Annotated in this window: 13 protein-coding genes and 1 tRNA gene; 4 read left to right on the top strand and 10 right to left on the bottom strand. The window is 53.5% G+C overall.

All coding sequences use genetic code 11. The annotated features are described in order from the left end of the window. Positions 1-514: 514 nt before the first annotated feature. The 10 genes from BLR00_RS00530 to BLR00_RS00485 form a co-directional block, all read right to left on the bottom strand. Positions 515-3169: an EAL domain-containing protein gene (locus BLR00_RS00530; RefSeq protein ID WP_256324182.1), complete on the bottom strand. Its 2655-nt coding sequence runs from the start codon at positions 3167-3169 to the stop codon at positions 515-517. 597 nt (positions 3170-3766) lie between these two features. Then, positions 3767-4447 (bottom strand): hypothetical protein, encoded by a 681-nt coding sequence (locus BLR00_RS00525; protein WP_074634053.1) that lies wholly within the window; start codon positions 4445-4447, stop codon positions 3767-3769. A 93-nt stretch (positions 4448-4540) separates the two neighbouring features. After that, entirely contained in the window at positions 4541-5590 is a 1050-nt protein-coding gene (gene pstS / locus BLR00_RS00520) for a phosphate ABC transporter substrate-binding protein PstS (protein WP_074630318.1), read from the bottom strand. Between the two features lie 21 nt (positions 5591-5611). Further along, the gene (gene pstB / locus BLR00_RS00515; protein ID WP_074630317.1) at positions 5612-6427 is read right to left on the bottom strand and encodes a phosphate ABC transporter ATP-binding protein PstB; all 816 of its coding nucleotides are present in this window, start codon (positions 6425-6427) and stop codon (positions 5612-5614) included. A gap of 19 nt (positions 6428-6446) precedes the next feature. Then, a complete protein-coding gene (gene pstA, locus BLR00_RS00510; protein ID WP_074630316.1) occupies positions 6447-7343 on the bottom strand; it encodes a phosphate ABC transporter permease PstA in 897 nt (298 codons plus the stop codon). Further along, positions 7340-8308: a phosphate ABC transporter permease subunit PstC gene (gene pstC, locus BLR00_RS00505; RefSeq protein ID WP_074634052.1), complete on the bottom strand. Its 969-nt coding sequence runs from the start codon at positions 8306-8308 to the stop codon at positions 7340-7342. Before pstC ends, pstA begins: the two co-directional genes overlap by 4 nt. A 124-nt stretch (positions 8309-8432) precedes the next feature. Further along, on the bottom strand, positions 8433-9455 hold the full coding sequence (pstS, locus tag BLR00_RS00500) for a phosphate ABC transporter substrate-binding protein PstS (RefSeq protein WP_074630315.1): 1023 nt from the start codon (positions 9453-9455) through the stop codon (positions 8433-8435). Positions 9456-9560: 105 nt separating this feature from the next. Further along, entirely contained in the window at positions 9561-9716 is a 156-nt protein-coding gene (locus tag BLR00_RS17145; protein ID WP_107797621.1) for a transposase, read from the bottom strand. Positions 9717-10054: 338 nt separating this feature from the next. Next, entirely contained in the window at positions 10055-10570 is a 516-nt protein-coding gene (locus BLR00_RS16095) for an HAD family hydrolase (protein WP_143007613.1), read from the bottom strand. Positions 10571-11298: 728 nt separating this feature from the next. Further along, positions 11299-11385: transfer RNA gene (locus tag BLR00_RS00485), tRNA-Leu, on the bottom strand. 81 nt (positions 11386-11466) lie between these two features. On the opposite strand from BLR00_RS00485, the gene queA reads away from it, so the two are divergent. The 4 genes from queA to secD all read left to right on the top strand — a co-directional run bounded on the left by queA (position 11467) and on the right by secD (position 16134). Further along, positions 11467-12501: a tRNA preQ1(34) S-adenosylmethionine ribosyltransferase-isomerase QueA gene (gene queA / locus BLR00_RS00480; protein ID WP_074630313.1), complete on the top strand. Its 1035-nt coding sequence runs from the start codon at positions 11467-11469 to the stop codon at positions 12499-12501. Positions 12502-12663: 162 nt separating this feature from the next. Continuing rightward, positions 12664-13773: a tRNA guanosine(34) transglycosylase Tgt gene (tgt, locus tag BLR00_RS00475; RefSeq protein WP_074630312.1), complete on the top strand. Its 1110-nt coding sequence runs from the start codon at positions 12664-12666 to the stop codon at positions 13771-13773. 102 nt (positions 13774-13875) lie between these two features. After that, positions 13876-14208, top strand: a complete 333-nt coding sequence (gene yajC, locus BLR00_RS00470) for a preprotein translocase subunit YajC (protein WP_074630311.1) — start codon at positions 13876-13878, stop codon at positions 14206-14208. Positions 14209-14289: 81 nt separating this feature from the next. Further along, a complete protein-coding gene (gene secD / locus BLR00_RS00465) occupies positions 14290-16134 on the top strand; it encodes a protein translocase subunit SecD (protein ID WP_074630310.1) in 1845 nt (614 codons plus the stop codon). Positions 16135-16203 lie beyond the last annotated feature (69 nt).

Below are 16203 nucleotides of genomic sequence, written 5' to 3'. Positions count from 1 at the left end.
TTGATTGGCCACGATGGGATTGCCTCGGGACGAGGCCCGGTGCGGCTCCAGCTGCCGTCTGGAAGGTGCCTTTTAATCCTTTATTGATGAGCTTGTATCTGGATATTTACAAAGCAAAGCCATCTCTTCGTTACATAAAAAAAACCATAACCTGCCCCGGGAGAGGCAATAAAAAACTCCCCGTTATTTCTCAACAATATTGCGTGAATCAAGTCATGGCATTCTGGGTGCGTTTCAAGGGGGCTTTTAGGAATAAAAAAACCCGCCGAAGCGGGTTAGTTAACGATTGTAGGAGCCTCCTTGTTTTCAGTGCAACAACTGACGGTACGCAAGGCCAGCGGCAACGTAGAATTTTCCTGATTTTTTCGTATTGTATTAACCTCCAGCCCAGTCAGGTAGTCGAGCCGAATCAATTATCATATATCTACCCGAGGGGATTATGAAAACAGCACTTATTCCATTTACAATTGTTTTACTCGTAACGGACAGCCGCGGCGTGGGCCAGCAGAGTCGTTCAGCCGGCCGGCGGTGAAGCCAGGAATCTCGTTTCGAAGGATTCGCTCGGCAGCGGCTTGCTGAATAAAAATCCCTGCATTTCGTTGCAGTTCAATATTCGCAGCAGACGCAATTGCTCCTCGGTTTCAACTCCCTCGGCCACCACCTTGAGCTTTAATGCATGGGCGAGGGTGATGATGGTTGATACCAGCGCAAGCCCCTCTTGCGAGACAGTCATATCGAGCACAAACGATCGATCAATCTTGAGCGTGTCCACGGGCAGCCTGGAGAGGTAGCTCAGCGAAGAAAAGCCGGTGCCGAAGTCGTCTATGGCTATGCCCACGCCCATGGCACGGATCGCCTTCAGGCTGACGATGCTGTGCATGACATCTTCCATGATCAGGCTTTCGGTGATCTCCAGTTCCAGTCCGGCTGCCGCATGCGTATTTATACCGATTACCTGCCCAATTTCATTGACGAAATCGCGGTGGCGTAGTTGCAGTGGCGATACGTTCACTGCAATGCGCACGGCGGACAGGTTCGTGGCGCGCCAGCGCAGATAGTCCTCGGTGGCTTTGTGCAAGGCCCAGCGTCCGACTTCATGGATCAATCCGGTTTCTTCCAGGACAGGAATAAAGCAGCCCGGCGGCACCAGGCCCGTGAGCGGATCATTCCACCGGATCAGCGCTTCAGCGCTGACAAGCTTGCCGCTCTCGATGTTGATCTTGGGCTGATAGTGGAGTACGAATTCTTCATTTTCGATCGCCCGGCGCAGCTGGTTTTCCAGAGTCAGCTTGTCGGCTACCGATGCGGTCATTGCCTTCGTATAGAGAAGATACCGGTCGCCGGTGACCTTGGCCTTTCTGAGTGCGGTTTCGGAATTCCTGAGCAGCGCTTCAGCATCGGTGCCGTCATCGGGATAAAGCGCTATCCCGCACTTGAAGGCTATCCGGAACACGCCGTCACTCAACTGAAGCGGATGATTCAACAAGGATTCTATTTGCTTGTCCAGAAGCGCAACGACGCTTCCTTCCTTTTCCACTACCGGGATCACCACGGCAAAATGATCTGCGCCCACCCTCGCTGCCAGGTTGGCGTCGCCCAGGCTGCGCGTCAGCCATTCCGCCACCTGCTTCAGAAGCGCGTCGCCGGCCGTCCGGCCAAGACTGTCATTGATGTTCTTGAACCGCTCCAGATCGATCAGACCCACGGCAACCTTGTAGTTGCCGCTGGCAGCGCTGCGCAGGTACTGAGCCACGCGCTCAAGGAACAGGCTGCGATTGGCAAGTCCTGTCAGGACATCATAGTAGGCCAGGTAGTCGAGTTGCGCCTGTTTGGCGATGTGATCGATCGCGAACGAGATGTCGCCGGCCAGTTCCGTCAACAACTTCAACCCTTCCTCTTCGAAGAATTCGATCTGGCTGGCATACAGCGTGAGCACGCCTATGGTTTCGTCCGCGACGATCAGCGGCAAAACGGCCAGCGAACGGACGCCCGGGTCGGTATATTTCTTGAGCAGCAGGATTTTGGGGTCGTTTTGCACATCGTTGGATACGATCGCTTTTTTCTCCTTGATCGCCTGTGCGACCATCGTGTTGCCCAGCACGGTGCCCATGTCCGATGAAAAAAGTTCCTTGAGACCGGCCAAGTGCTGCGCCTCGATGCCTGCCGACGCAACCGGGACAATTTTCATGACGTTCGGATCGACAATTCCTATCCAGGCCATATGGAAACCGCCTTGCTCGACAGCAATCCGGCACGCCTCGCGGAACAGGGATTCACGGTCGCATTCGCGCACCATGAGGGCGTTGATGCCGCTCAATACCGCGTAGACACGGGCCAGGTGCTCAATCTTCTGCAATTGCAGCCTGCGCTCGGTAGTGTCCTGGAAAAAAATTGAGAAGCCGTCGAGCGTTGGATCGACGCGCTGCTCGAACCAGCGATCCCAGGGTGGGAAATAATATTCGGTATGCATCGTGACGCGCTCGGCCATTACTTTTCGGTAAGCGAGTTCGAACGGCGAGCCCTCGGCCTCGGGAAAGGCTTCCAGGTACTTCCGGCCAACCAGCGATGCCGCCTCGCGGCCGAGGATTTCCGCCGCCTTCGGATTGACGTAGGTGAACCGCCAGTCGTGGTCCAGTGCGACAAAGCCGATCATCATGCCTTCAAGGATGCCACGGATGGAACGTTCGCTATCGCGCAGCGTCCGTATTTCCCGGTTCCGCGTAATGGCGATGGCAGCGGTATGGGTGGCCATTTTGATGGTGTGCAGATGACGCTGTGCCGGGCGGCCGGGAACGCGCAGATAAATGGCGAATGTCCCTAGCACGGCACGATCGCGGTCAAAAATGGGTGTCGACCAGCAGGCGCGCAGCTCGTGCGCCCTCGCCACCTCGCGGTAAGGCGACCAGAGCGGATCGGTCTCGGTGTCCTCGACGATCACGCTTTCGCCACGATATGCCGCCGTACCGCAGGATGCTGCGGCGGGGCCGATTTCAAAGCCGTCGATCAGGCGGCGAAGCGCCTCCGGCAGTGCGGGCGCTACTATGTGATGCAGGAACCTGCCAGATTCATTGAGGAGGAGGACGGAGGCCCTCGTCCCGTCTATGTCGGCCTCGATCACGCCCACGAGTGCTGCGAGCGTCTCGCCGAGTGGAGCGCCGGTTGCGATCATCTCCAGCACGCGACATTGACCTTGTACAAGGTTGGAGGCCCGTGCAGCGTCGTCAGCCGGGTTGCGGCGCGAAGCGCGGGGGGGACAGTCTGGCTTTGGGACAGGCTTTGCAGCGCGCGGCATTTCAGGTCTTCTGATGGGTTTGCTCAGCATGCCTCCAGACGTTGGTCCTTGCAATGCAATGAAAGGGGTTTGAAATGTGAAGGAAAACCGCACGGCAGTGAAATGCGTGTGCGGACTCGGTCTGCCGAGCGCTTTGCAGAGATTTGTAACCTGAAGATGACATGGTTTTATTACATCATGCCTTCAGGTTTCTGAACAGCTGTAGAATTTTACAGGTGCAATGATGGGAGAAGCGAACCCAGTCGTCACTGCCATATGACTGCCTTGGGCTCTTCTAAAGGTTTACAGCAACCTGATAAACAAGGTCATACGATTGATTTCTATTTCTCCCCGACGCGCAATATCAGGTCGCCTTCCCCTGTGGAAGTTGGGCAACGGTCTCACAGGGGAGATCCGCTTCATCGAAAGGTAATTCGGTATCTACAACGGATAGGCAAGACCCATCACATGCATAAGTTCTGCTTTAGTTCTACTTCACATTTTTTTTGCAACAGAGTCTTTGAGAAGGAATTCCGACGATGATTGTTCTTCGAGGAAAGCAGCATATTTTTTCTTGATTTTCGGTAGTTGGAATAGCGCCACCAACCCGTTTTTTGGCATGCGTCGAACAACTGACGCCGGGTTAAAGAAAGCGACTACATTGTCGGTCGATAATACGAATGGTGGTAGACCGTCCCGCATCAAGAGAAAACTGACGATGAGCGAAGCGCTACGGTGATTCCCCTCAATAAACAGCTGAGGCTTGCTGAGAATGTACACAAAAACGCCTGCAGCCCGCTTCCATGCTGATTTGTTGCGATGCAAGTTGTACCATTCCAGCAGGCCGCGCACGCCACCCTCATGGCTATCAAAGAACCGTGAACTAGTTATGGCTATGTGCTGGGAAAATTCCTTGCGTTGCTCAGGGTCGGCACCACACAATACCGTTGTATTGATCTCGATCATCCAGTCGATCTGCTGTAGATCGAACAAATCGACACCCTCAACGATAAGCCGGTCAATTAGCGCATAGCCCTGCAGCATATTACTGCAAACGACATCGTCGAGAGGGTCACGCTGTTCATCAAGCTGGGTGTTTAGCAACTCGAATTGCGCCTGCACTTCCTCCAGGGAATTCCTGATGGCGTCCAGGTCGAGGATACGACAGGATTTCATAGCATCGGTCAAGAAAAGAGCGCTATTGGAAAACTTCATCTGGAATATCGATCACGGTCGCGCGTTCCACGACTCGCTCTGTTGAAGATGTGACTAGGGGCTAGTATATACTCTAGCCAACGCCTCATTGCTGCGTTTCGCGACTTCAGCGGGCAAGCGGATGTAACCCAACTCGCCGCTAAAATTCTGGCCTTCCTGCAGGCTCCATGTTATGAAGCGCTTCAGCGCCTCGCCCTTAGATTTGTTGGAATAATGCTCCTTAAGCAGCAACCATGTAAATGATATCAAAGGGTATGAATCGGTTCCGGCAGGATCCGGTATGTAAGCGCGCATGTCAGCAGGAATGCGTCCGATATTTGCTGCCAGCGTTGCAACGCCAATACGCTCACTCGGCGCAACGAAATGACCTTCCTTGTTTTCCAGGTGCGCTACCTTCAGGTCAAGGCGCTTGGAAAAGTTGTATTCGACATAGCCAATCGATCCCACGCTGCGTTGCACCAGCGCCGAGACACCCTCATTGCCGCGGGCAAACATCGCATTGCGGGGCCATCTGACAAGATTGCCGGTGCCGGGACCGTCGCGCCATTCTGGACTGGCGGCGCTCAGATGATTGGACAGTACAAATGTCGTACCGCTGCTGTCCTGGCGCACGGCCAGTAAGATTTCACGATTAGGCAGATCGAGTCCGGGATTGGTGGCTTGGATGCGGGCATCGTTCCAGCGTGTGATCTTGCCCATCAATAATGCAGTATAGGTATTCCGATCCAGCTTCAGCAGACCATTCAATCCCGGCAAATTGTAAGCGAGCGCCACCATGCCTGCGGTAACGGGCACCATTACCACCCCATCCTGCGCAGAAGCAATCTGGGCATCCGTCATGGCGGCATCGCTGGCGCCGAAGTCCACGGTATTGGCAAGAAAACGCTTTACCCCTTCGCCACTGCCAACTTCGGCGTACTTGATTAACGTCCCTGGCTCAACCTTGTGATAAGCGGCAATCCATGTTTTATACAATGGTGCCGGAAAAGTCGCCCCCGCGCCGTTGAGGACCAGAGAATCCATGTTGCTTTGCGCTTGCACTGTCGATGCTGCCAACGAGGCGATTGCCAAGATAGCGTTAACAACGCCGATATGAAGCTTCATACCTTTTCTCCTCGCCGAGGCTCAGCTGAACTGGCCACTGATGTAGTCTTTAGTCAGCTTCTCGCGTGGGTTCTCGAAGATTTGAGCGGTGGGCCCAGATTCCACCAGGTAGCCAGTCCGGGATCCTCCGGAGATATCAACGGAGAAGAATGCGGTGGTATCCGCAACGCGCGTCGCCTGCTGCATGTTATGGGTCACCAGGGCGATGGTGTAATGCTCCTTCAACTCGACCATCAACTCCTCGACGCGGCGAGTGGCGATTGGGTCCAGCGCAGAACACGGTTCGTCCATCAATAGCACCTGGGGTTGGGTGGCAATGGCGCGAGCGATGCACAGGCGCTGCTGCTGGCCGCCGGAAAGTGCCAGGCCGCTGACCTTGAGTTTATCCTTGACCTCCTCCCACAATGCCGCCCCCTGCAGTGCCTGCTTGACTCGGTCGCCAATATCGCCCTTATAGCGATTGAGACGCAAGCCGAAGGCAACATTGTCGAAAATGCTCATTGAAAAAGGATTGGGCTGCTGGAACACCATGCCGATGTAACGGCGCACGACCACAGGATCTACGCCCTTGCCATAGACATCCTGCCCGAGAAACAGCACATGTCCGTCGAAGCGAAAGCCATCAACCAGGTCGTTCATTCGGTTAAGGCTGCGCAGCACGGTGCTCTTGCCGCAGCCGGACGGTCCAATGAAACCGGTGATTTTATTCTTTTCAATGGGCACATGGCTGTCGCGTACGGCCAAGAAGTTGCCATAGAAAATCTTGTCCAATTTGCAGTCCATTACCAATGTAGCTGGCTGGGTATCAGGAGCTGCCTGCTGCATTGTTGAGTTCATAATTCCGTCACTCCCATACTCAAAATTTAGGTTTGCCAAAAATTCGGCTGACGACATTAACGATTAACACGATCATCACTAATACCAGCGAACCTGCCCAAGCGAGTTCAAGCTGGTTATCGAAGGGCATGCCGGAGAAATTGTAAATCAGTACGGCCATTGAGGCCGTAGGGCTCATGACAGCCAGATGGCCTTCCTGGAGCAACCAATAGTTGCTGAATAGCGCTGTAAAAAGCAGGGGTGCAGTTTCTCCAGCCGCCCGTGCAATCGCCAGCATCACGCCAGTAAGAATGGCAGGCATCCCGGTCGGCAACACAATCTGCCAGATTACTTGTGTATGGGTGCAGCCCATACCATAGGCGGCGTCCTTCATGATTTTTGGGACCATTCTCATGGCTTCCTCGGCGGTCAAAACGACAATGGGCAGCATCAATACCGCCAGCGCTACACCGCCAGCGGGCGCTGAGTAAGTGCCGGTGGTAATCACCACCATCGCGTAGGCGAAGACGCCGGCCAGGATCGAGGGCACGCCGGTCAGCGTCTTTGCCGAGAAGCGGGCGACGGTAGCAAGTTTGCTGCTGGGCCCAAGTTCGGCCAGAAAAATGGCTGCCAGAATGCCTACCGGGATTGCGATCAGCGCAGCAATACCCACCATGAAGAAAGTACCGACGAGCGCGTTACCGAAGCCCCCACCCATCTCGAAACCGGCCGGTGGAAGCTCGGTAAAAACTTCCATATTAAGACGTGCGCCGCCACGGGTAATCAACATATACAACACGGAAAGTAGGGGCACACTAATCAGTATCGCATTGAACCATACCAGGCCACTCAGCACTATGCTGCGCAATGCCCGGCCTTCGATCTTACGCTGCAGGCTCGGAGTTGGCCCAGAGAGGGGAAGCAGCGTATCACTCATGATTTTGTTCCACGCTGGGCGTACATTATCATCATCGAGCCAAGGATATTGACCACCAAAGTAATCAGCATTAGAACCAGGGCGGCATACATCAGCACTCCAATTTCATTTGGCCCTGCTTCGGGGAAATTCAATGCCAGCAGGGCAGCCAGCGTATTCGCGGGCGCGAACAGAGAAAGCGAAATCTGGTTCGAATTGCCTACTAGCATGGCGAGCGCCATCGTTTCACCCAGCGCCCGGCCTAGACCCAGTACCAGGGAGCCAAAGATACCGGTAGCCGCCGTCGGCACCATGACCTTGAGAATGGCTTCCCAGTGAGTCGCCCCCATGCCATAGGCGGCTTGCTTGGTCTTTAAGGGAACTGAACGCAAAGCATCCTGAGACACGGCAGCAATGGTCGGCAGAATCATGATGGCAAGCACCAAAGCGGCGGGCAGTAAGCCAGGGCCACTCAGCGTAGAGCTGAAAAATGGAATCCAGCCAAGAGACTCATTCAGTACATCAGTTAGCGGGCGGATGAATGGAATCACGACGAAAATTCCCCACAATCCATATACCACGCTGGGTATCGCTGCAAGCAACTCGACGATAGTGCGAAAAACGGCGGCCAAGCGCGGAGGCAGAAAATCCTGCGTCAAGAAAATCGCCATGCTAATTCCGAAAAAGCCACCGATTAGCAGAGCAATCAAGGAACTATAGAGCGTTCCCCAGATAGCCGGGAGAATGCCGAACTGTTGTTGACCCACATCCCAGACCGTACCGGTGAGCATGTCCAGTCCGTATTTCTGGATGCCTGGAATCGCCTTAACACCGATTTCCAGAACAATAGCCACCACCAGGGCAAGAATGATGATAACGCCCAGACGCGCGAGTATGCGGAATGTCCGATCAACCAGTAGAGTGGACGACGAGGGGGGCTGGCAGATGGAATCCGTGTCAACATTGAAGGTAAAGGGCTTTTGCATAAAGCGACCCATTTAATTTATTTAAGGGCGAAGGACTAAGGGGTCTTTGCAACCCTCTTGCTTTATAAGCCTTGTTCGTGGATCTGAGGTATGACACGACCTCGGATCCACGTAGAACTTTTGCTTACTTGATGTTGGCAGCAGCCTTGCGAACCTGTTCAACCACCGACTGCGGCAACGGGATGTAGCCCAACGCATCCGCCATCTTCTGTCCTTCGGTGAGCCCAAATTCGACCATGTCGCGCATGGCTTTGGCCTTCTGTGCATCGCTGTTGTTCTTGCGGAAGATCATCCACGTATAGGTAACGATGGGGTAAGAATTCGCACCCTCGGGATCTGGTGCCCAAGCGATCATATCTTCAGGGATCTTGATGGCGGCCAGGGTTTCAACACTATTACCCGGGGTCACAAATTTGCCGTCTTTGTTCTGTAATAGTGCAGACTCGACCTTGGCTAGTTTTGCGTAGCTGTATTCAATGTAGCCGATGGCGCCCGGTGTCTGGCGTACGGTAGCGGTCACTCCATCGTTCTTGGGCGATTTTATGAATTTGTTGGTTGCGGGCCAATTCACAGTATTGCCTTCGCCAAGCGTGCTCTTGAATTCGGCATTGATGGCCGACAGATGTTTAGTGAAAACTGCGGTCGTGCCACTGGAATCGGCGCGTACTACGACGGTAATCGGCGTGTCAGGAAGCTTTACACCAGGGTTGGCTGCAGCAATCTTAGGGTCATTCCATTTAGTGATCTTGCCAAGAAAGATGTTGGGATAAACATCACGTGGCAACTTTAGTCCTTTGGGGTTGCCCGGAAGGTTGTAGGTGACGATGATTTCTCCTGCGGTCATCGGCAGAAGTTGCACCCCTTCAGAAACCTTGGCCATGTCTTCCGTTTTCATCGCCGAATCGCTCGCAGCGAAATCGACCGTTTTATTTAAGAAGTCCTGTACACCGGCGCCGCTACCCTTGGACTGATAATCCACGACGAGATTAGGGTTTGCTTTGTTAAGGTTCTTAAACCAGCTGAGGTAGATCGGCGCAGGGAAGCTCGCGCCGGAACCAGTCAGCCGGACTCTGTCTGCGAAAGAGAGAGAAGATGTGGTTAACGTAACAACGGTAACAAGAACAGTGTATAGAAATGGCTTTTTCATGAATGCTCACCTATATATGATAGTGACGTTTCCCCGAAAACCGGACAGCTTGAAACGATAGACAGGCCGCTTCGGTGGTTTGCACTGCTGCTTGAGCTTGTGTAGCTAGCTCACACCCAAGTCCGCGTAGTTCTCCTTCCACATGTAGAACGTGGCCCTCCGACACGCTGATCTGTCGGCACATATCGACCGCCGGCTGCCGCTGTCGGCCAGCCGCAATGCATTGATGATCTGCTCCTTTGAGAATCTCGATTTCTTCATCACTGATCCTTGCCCCTCGGGGTCTTGGGGAGCCACTCTACCTCCAGTTCTCACCGCTACCAATTTTCCGGAAGAACATCAATAGCTTTTAGATTCTATGCAGAACTTGTTACGTAAATATTACAATTTGCAAAAACATCAATTTGACTAGGGATATTTTCCTAATTCGATGGCTTTAGATGGTTTTAGATGGTTTTAGATGGCTTTAATATGCTGCATGCGAGGGAGCGCTACCCGAAGTACACGCGCAACCCAGTTTCGCTGAAAATGATTGTTCCGGAAATTTTTCCCTGACTACCTCTGACTACCTTTTCGGCACTCCAATAAGTCTTTCGAAATCAGGCATGTCTAAGCGTGGCAACAGCATCTAGCACTTTCTCCATCCAGTGCTCGTCGTGAGGATGGATAACGAGAACCCGGAAGCCGAGTTCGTCTCCTTCCATCTTCACGCCCTCCGAGTCATCGACATGAAGGTCGATACCAAAGGCCGGTGGAAACTTCGAAGGTAAGCGCTGTAGGTAGTGCCGGTTTAACGCGCGGTGGTGACGGTTCCCGTTAACGACGCCGTCGATGCGAATACCGTGAAGTAGGAACCAGCGTTGGATGTAAGTGGACGATCGTCCAGAACTTGTATATATCCAGACGCTGCAATCACGGTGACGCAACTCACGAAATAACCTTTTGGTCCCGCGGCGTAACGGTTCGCCCAGCCACTGATGAATGAAGGTAGGGAACAGGCTTGTTTCAATCGGTACTTTGCGGCAATGGCTGGTCAGTGTGTCGTCGAGATCGAACGACACACGAATGCGGTACCGCCATCGAGAGGCATTCGCAATCGAATGGGTGGATTTCATAATTTCTTACAATGCGGTAGATAGCGAAATAACAAGGCTTCTGTTGCAAAAAAATGTAAGGTAGAACGATGCGTGTGATGAGTCCTGCCTATGCTGTATTTTGGGTAAATAAAATAGGACTCATCGCCTTTCTTATTCTGCCGCATATGTTTGTGGAGCCACCAATCGCCCCCCAAGGAACTTGATTATATTTATAGCAGCTGATTTGTAATTGTCGAATGGCTTCAATAAAAAAGTGGATATGCGTTAGCTTGTCCCGGCATTGACACTCCCTTCATTTCTCACTCTCTATAAATAATTTCTATATAGAGAGCAATTCCATGAATATGAACCCGCAAGAGTCGGCCATTAGCCTCGCCGCGTGCGGCAAGTTAATAGCACTCGGATTAGCCGCAATAGGGGTTGATTTATTGATAATTAAAGCCTTTACATCCACTATTTTCAGTGGGCAATAGGTGGATTTTTTTATGGTAGGCGTAGTTGCTTTGGTGGGAAAGGGAATAGGGATGTTGGTCCACTCTTTCGGCATTACACGTCAGCACTTCCTGGCGAATATTTAGGGACAGGATTACTGGGGCGACTTCTTCTAACGAATCGGGTCGCGAAAGACTGTAGCACCACTCCGTTAAGCATGCTTCCGAGCAGTAGTTTCATGCACAAAAGCACCACCACGCGGAATCCAAGTCCTGCGTAACTTATTGAATAAACTAAATGTATTAGCTCATCCGTGGTGCCGGGAGGGGGAATCGAACCCCCATGACCTCGCAGTCGCGGGATTTTGAGTCCCGTGCGTCTACCAATTCCGCCATCCCGGCAATGTCTTTTCAGGAGGGGCATTATTACTGAAAATACAGGTCGCGGCAACCTGAGCAGGACACATCGGTATAATACGCGCGATGAAAGTTCAGGATTTCGATTTTAATCTCCCCTCCGGGCTTATTACGCAGTTCCCGGCCGAGGAGCGCGCCAGCAGCCGCATGTTGCATCTGGAGGGGTCGAGCGGCGTGCTGCGGGATGCGATGTTTGCCGATTTGCCCCGATATGTTCGGGCTGGCGACGTAATGGTGTTCAACGACACCCGCGTCATCAAGGCGCGCTTGTTTGGGGTGAAGGGCAGCGGCGGCAGGGTGGAGGTGATGGTGGAGCGGGTGCTGGACGTACAGTGCGTACGGGCGGTCATTCGCGCCAGTCACGCGCCGAAACCCGGCTCGAAACTCTTCCTTGCGGATGCAATCGAGGTAACGGTATTGGCGCGCGAGCAGGACCTTTATACCTTGCGCTTCGATCACCAATGGACCGTGATCGAGTTATTGGAGCGTTACGGCAGTCTGCCACTGCCGCCATACATCGCGCGCACGGTGACAGAAACGGATGAAGCGCGCTACCAGACAGTCTACGCGAAACAGGCGGGTGCCGTGGCGGCACCCACGGCGGGTCTGCATTTCGATGAAAGCATGCTGAGCACATTAGGCGAAATGGGTGTGGTGATTGCGCATGTGACGCTACATGTCGGGTTGGGCACATTCCAGCCTGTCCGGGTGGAAGACATTGCCGATCACAAAATGCACAGGGAAATTTTTCATGTGCCGCAGGAAACAGTCGAATCAATCCAGCGCGCGAAAGCCAGTGGCGGCCGGGTACTGGCGGTTGGGACGACATCGCTGCGAGCGCTGGAAGCTGCGGCCGCGGCGGGTAAGGGCGAACTGCAATCGGGTCATGGCGATACTGATATTTTTATCACACCGGGTTATCGTTTGCAGGTAGTGGAGCGTTTGCTGACCAATTTTCATTTACCCCGCTCAACCTTGCTGATGCTTGTATCCGCGTTTGGCGGAGCGGAGAATATCCGCCGCGCTTATCAACACGCGATAAATGAGCGCTATCGCTTTTTCAGCTACGGTGATGCCATGCTGATTGAAAGGGAATCATAGACCTGAATCCTCTTGTATGATCCAACGGATGGACAGTGCGTGAACCGGTGTTCAGCGACGTGTAAAGTACGCCGCTGTTGATCTCGCCAGGTAAAATAGCTCCCACTACGTACTTCCCCGATATCACTTATAAGAATAAATTATTCAATTGCTTGATCTAACATGAAATTTCAACTGCACCGTAGCGAGGGCTTAGCGCGTCGCGCGACCCTGACGCTGACACACGGCGTGGTGGAAACGCCCGCGTTCATGCCGGTGGGGACCTATGGCGCGGTAAAAACGATGTCGCCTGCGGAGTTGCGGGAAGTTAACGCGCATATCGTGCTTGGCAACACCTTCCATTTGTGGCTGCGTCCCGGCCTTGAGGTGATCAAGGCCCACGGCGGGCTCCACGGCTTCATGGGCTGGGACGGGCCCATACTGACGGATTCCGGTGGTTTCCAGGTATTCAGCCTGGGAGTTATGAACAAGATTACCGAACAGGGAGTCAAGTTTCGCTCGCCGGTGAATGGCGACGCATGTTTTCTTACGCCGGAAGAATCGATGCGCATCCAGCGCATACTCAATTCGGACATCGTAATGATATTCGACGAGTGCACCCCTTATCCGGCGGACGAGCGCACAGCAGATGAATCCATGGAGTTGAGTTTGCGCTGGGCGGAACGCTCAAAATGCGCGCATGAAAACGATGGCGGCAATCCCAATGCATTGTTTGGCATCGTCCAGGGTGGGATGTACGAGAATCTGCGCGACAAATCGCTTGCGGGATTGCGGGATATCGGTTTCGACGGCTATGCCATCGGCGGGCTGTCGGTGGGCGAACCTAAAGATGACATGCAGCGCATCCTCAAGCATGTCGCGCCGCAATTACCCGCGGAACGGCCGCGTTACCTGATGGGTGTCGGAACGCCGGCGGATATCATCAACGCCGTAGCGCAGGGTGTGGATATGTTCGACTGCGTGCTCCCTACGCGCAATGCGCGCAATGGCTGGCTATTTACGCGCAACGGGATAATCAAGCTGCGCAACAGTCAATACCGCCTGGACACAGCGCCGCCGGATGCGGAATGCGGGTGCTATACCTGCCGTCATTTCACCCGCGCTTATCTGCATCATCTGCAACGAATCAACGAAATCCTCGGCGCCCGTCTCAACACGCTGCACAATCTGTATTATTACCAGCAGTTGATGAGTGAAATCCGTGCTGCAATCGAGAGGGGCAAGTTCGAAGAATATGCGCAAGAATTTCAAGCCCGCGCCGCATCATGCTAAAATCGCGTTTTTTCAGCCCAGATAATCTATTAGAACTCGAGTAGGCTCGGAGAGGGCCGCCTAATAGGATTATCTGGGTTTTAACTATCATCGGAGAATGTCATGCTGATTAGTGAAGCTTTCGCCCAGGCCGCTGCTGCCCCAACCGGTGCTGATTTTATGAGCCTGCTTCCGTTGATCGGCATATTCGCCGTATTTTACCTTCTGCTGATTCGTCCTCAGGCGAAGCGCGCCAAGGAACAGAAGCTGATGATAGAGGCGCTGCAAAAGGGCGATGAAGTGGCGACCACAGGTGGTCAGCTAGGGCGTGTGAGCAAAGTCAGCGGTAATTACGTAATTCTCCAGATTGCTGAAAATGTGCAGATCGTCATTCAAAAGACCGCCATTCAGACCCTGCTCCCCAAGGGGACGTTGAACAGTATCGAGAAGGAATAAACAGATTCCGGTAAGGCAAGACATGAGGGTGCGGCATCGTCCTTTTTGTACCTTCTTTTCCTTAGTATCCATCCCAAAACCATGAACCGCTACCCTGCCTGGAAATACCTGATTATCGCGGTTTCGATACTGCTCGGACTGCTCTATACCCTGCCGAATTTTTATGGTGAGTCGCCCGCAGTACAGATTTCCCCGTTACGTACCGCCGCCAAAGCCGATACCGCGCTGCTGCAACGGGTTGAGGACGCGTTAAAGAAGGCTAATCTTGCCACTACCGGAATGTTCCTTGAGACAGGGGGCGTCAAGGTGCGCTTCACCGACACCGATACGCAAATCAAGGCCAAGGACATGCTTCAGTCGGTGCTGGGTAACGGTTACATGGTAGCGCTGAATCTTCTTCCCAATTCTCCTCAATGGCTGACCAGCATCGGCGCGTTGCCCATGTATCTGGGGCTCGATCTGCGTGGCGGCGTTCATTTCATGTTACAAGTGGATATGCACGGGGCGCTCTCCAAAGCGCTCGACCGCTTCAGCGCCGATATACGCAGCAGCTTGCGCGAGCAAAAAATCCAGTATATCGGGCTTGATAAGGATAGCTCAATGATCACTGTCAAATTCCGTGATCCTGAGTCTCGCGCCAAGGCTGAGACCGAGATCAAGAAGGCATATCCTGATTTAAGCTTGCGCGAGCGCAGTGTGGGGGACGAGTTTCATCTCACTGCTAGCCTCAAGCCGGAAGCACAGAAACTTATCCAGGATACCGCCGTGCAGCAGAACATCACCACGCTGCGTAACCGTGTCAATGAACTCGGTGTGGCAGAACCTATTATTCAACAGGCCGGCGCTGACCGCGTGGTCGTGCAATTGCCCGGCGTACAGGACACCGCCAAAGCCAAGGATATTCTGGGACGCACCGCCACACTGGAAGTGCGCATGGTGGACGAGGAGCGTGATCTGGCCGCAGCACTGCGCGGGCAGGTTCCATTCGGAACCGAGCTTTATAACGAGCGCGGCGGCGGTCCGTTGCTGGTCAAAAAGCAAGTGGTGTTGACGGGTGATCGTATCAATGACGCGCAGGCCGGTTTCGATAGTAACAATCAGCCCGCGGTTCACCTTAACCTCGACAATAATGGCGCACGAATTTTCAGACAGTTGACGCGCGATAATGTCGGCAAGCGCATGGCTATTTTGCTGATCGAGAAGAATCAGGCGGAAGTCGTGACAGCACCGGTTATCCGCGAGGAGATCGGGGGCGGAAGGGTACAGATCACCGGACGCATGAGTACCGAGGAAGCGAGGGATGTGGCGCTGCTATTACGTGCCGGGGCGCTGGCCGCGCCGATGGATATCATTGAGGAGCGCACGGTAGGGCCCAGCCTTGGCGCAGACAACATTGCACGCGGATTTAATTCCACGTTGTATGGCTTTTTGGGGATCGCCATTTTCATGATGGCCTACTATCTGATGTTTGGTGTCATTTCCGTAGTGGCGCTGGGTGTGAATCTGCTGCTTTTGATAGGCCTTCTATCGATTTTGCAGGCGACGCTGACACTTCCGGGTATGGCGGCGATTGCACTTACCATAGGCATGGCAATCGATGCGAATGTGCTGATCAATGAACGTGTTCGCGATGAACTCCGCAATGGGGTATCGCCGCAAGCCGCGATTAATGCGGGATATGAAAGGGCATTTGGCACCATCCTTGACTCCAACGTTACTACCCTGATCGCCGGCATTGCTTTATTCGCATTCGGTAGCGGTCCTATCAAGGGATTTGCTGTAGTGTTGTGTTTGGGTATTCTGACTTCAGTATTCAGTGCGGTAATGGTTTCGCGCGGATTAGTCAATTTGACATATGGCAGCCGCCGTAAACTGGATGGGGTTTCCATTGGGCAAATTTGGAAGCCGGTGAGTGATAAGCGCTGATGCAGGGAATGAGTAGGCCGAAGCGGCCTGCCGGACTGAAAAATAAGTGAAAATGAGTGAAGAATAGGC

The sequence above is a fragment of the Nitrosospira multiformis genome (assembly GCF_900103165.1).
Taxonomy (GTDB): domain Bacteria; phylum Pseudomonadota; class Gammaproteobacteria; order Burkholderiales; family Nitrosomonadaceae; genus Nitrosospira; species Nitrosospira multiformis_D.
This window is presented reverse-complemented; position numbering and strand designations above follow the sequence as displayed.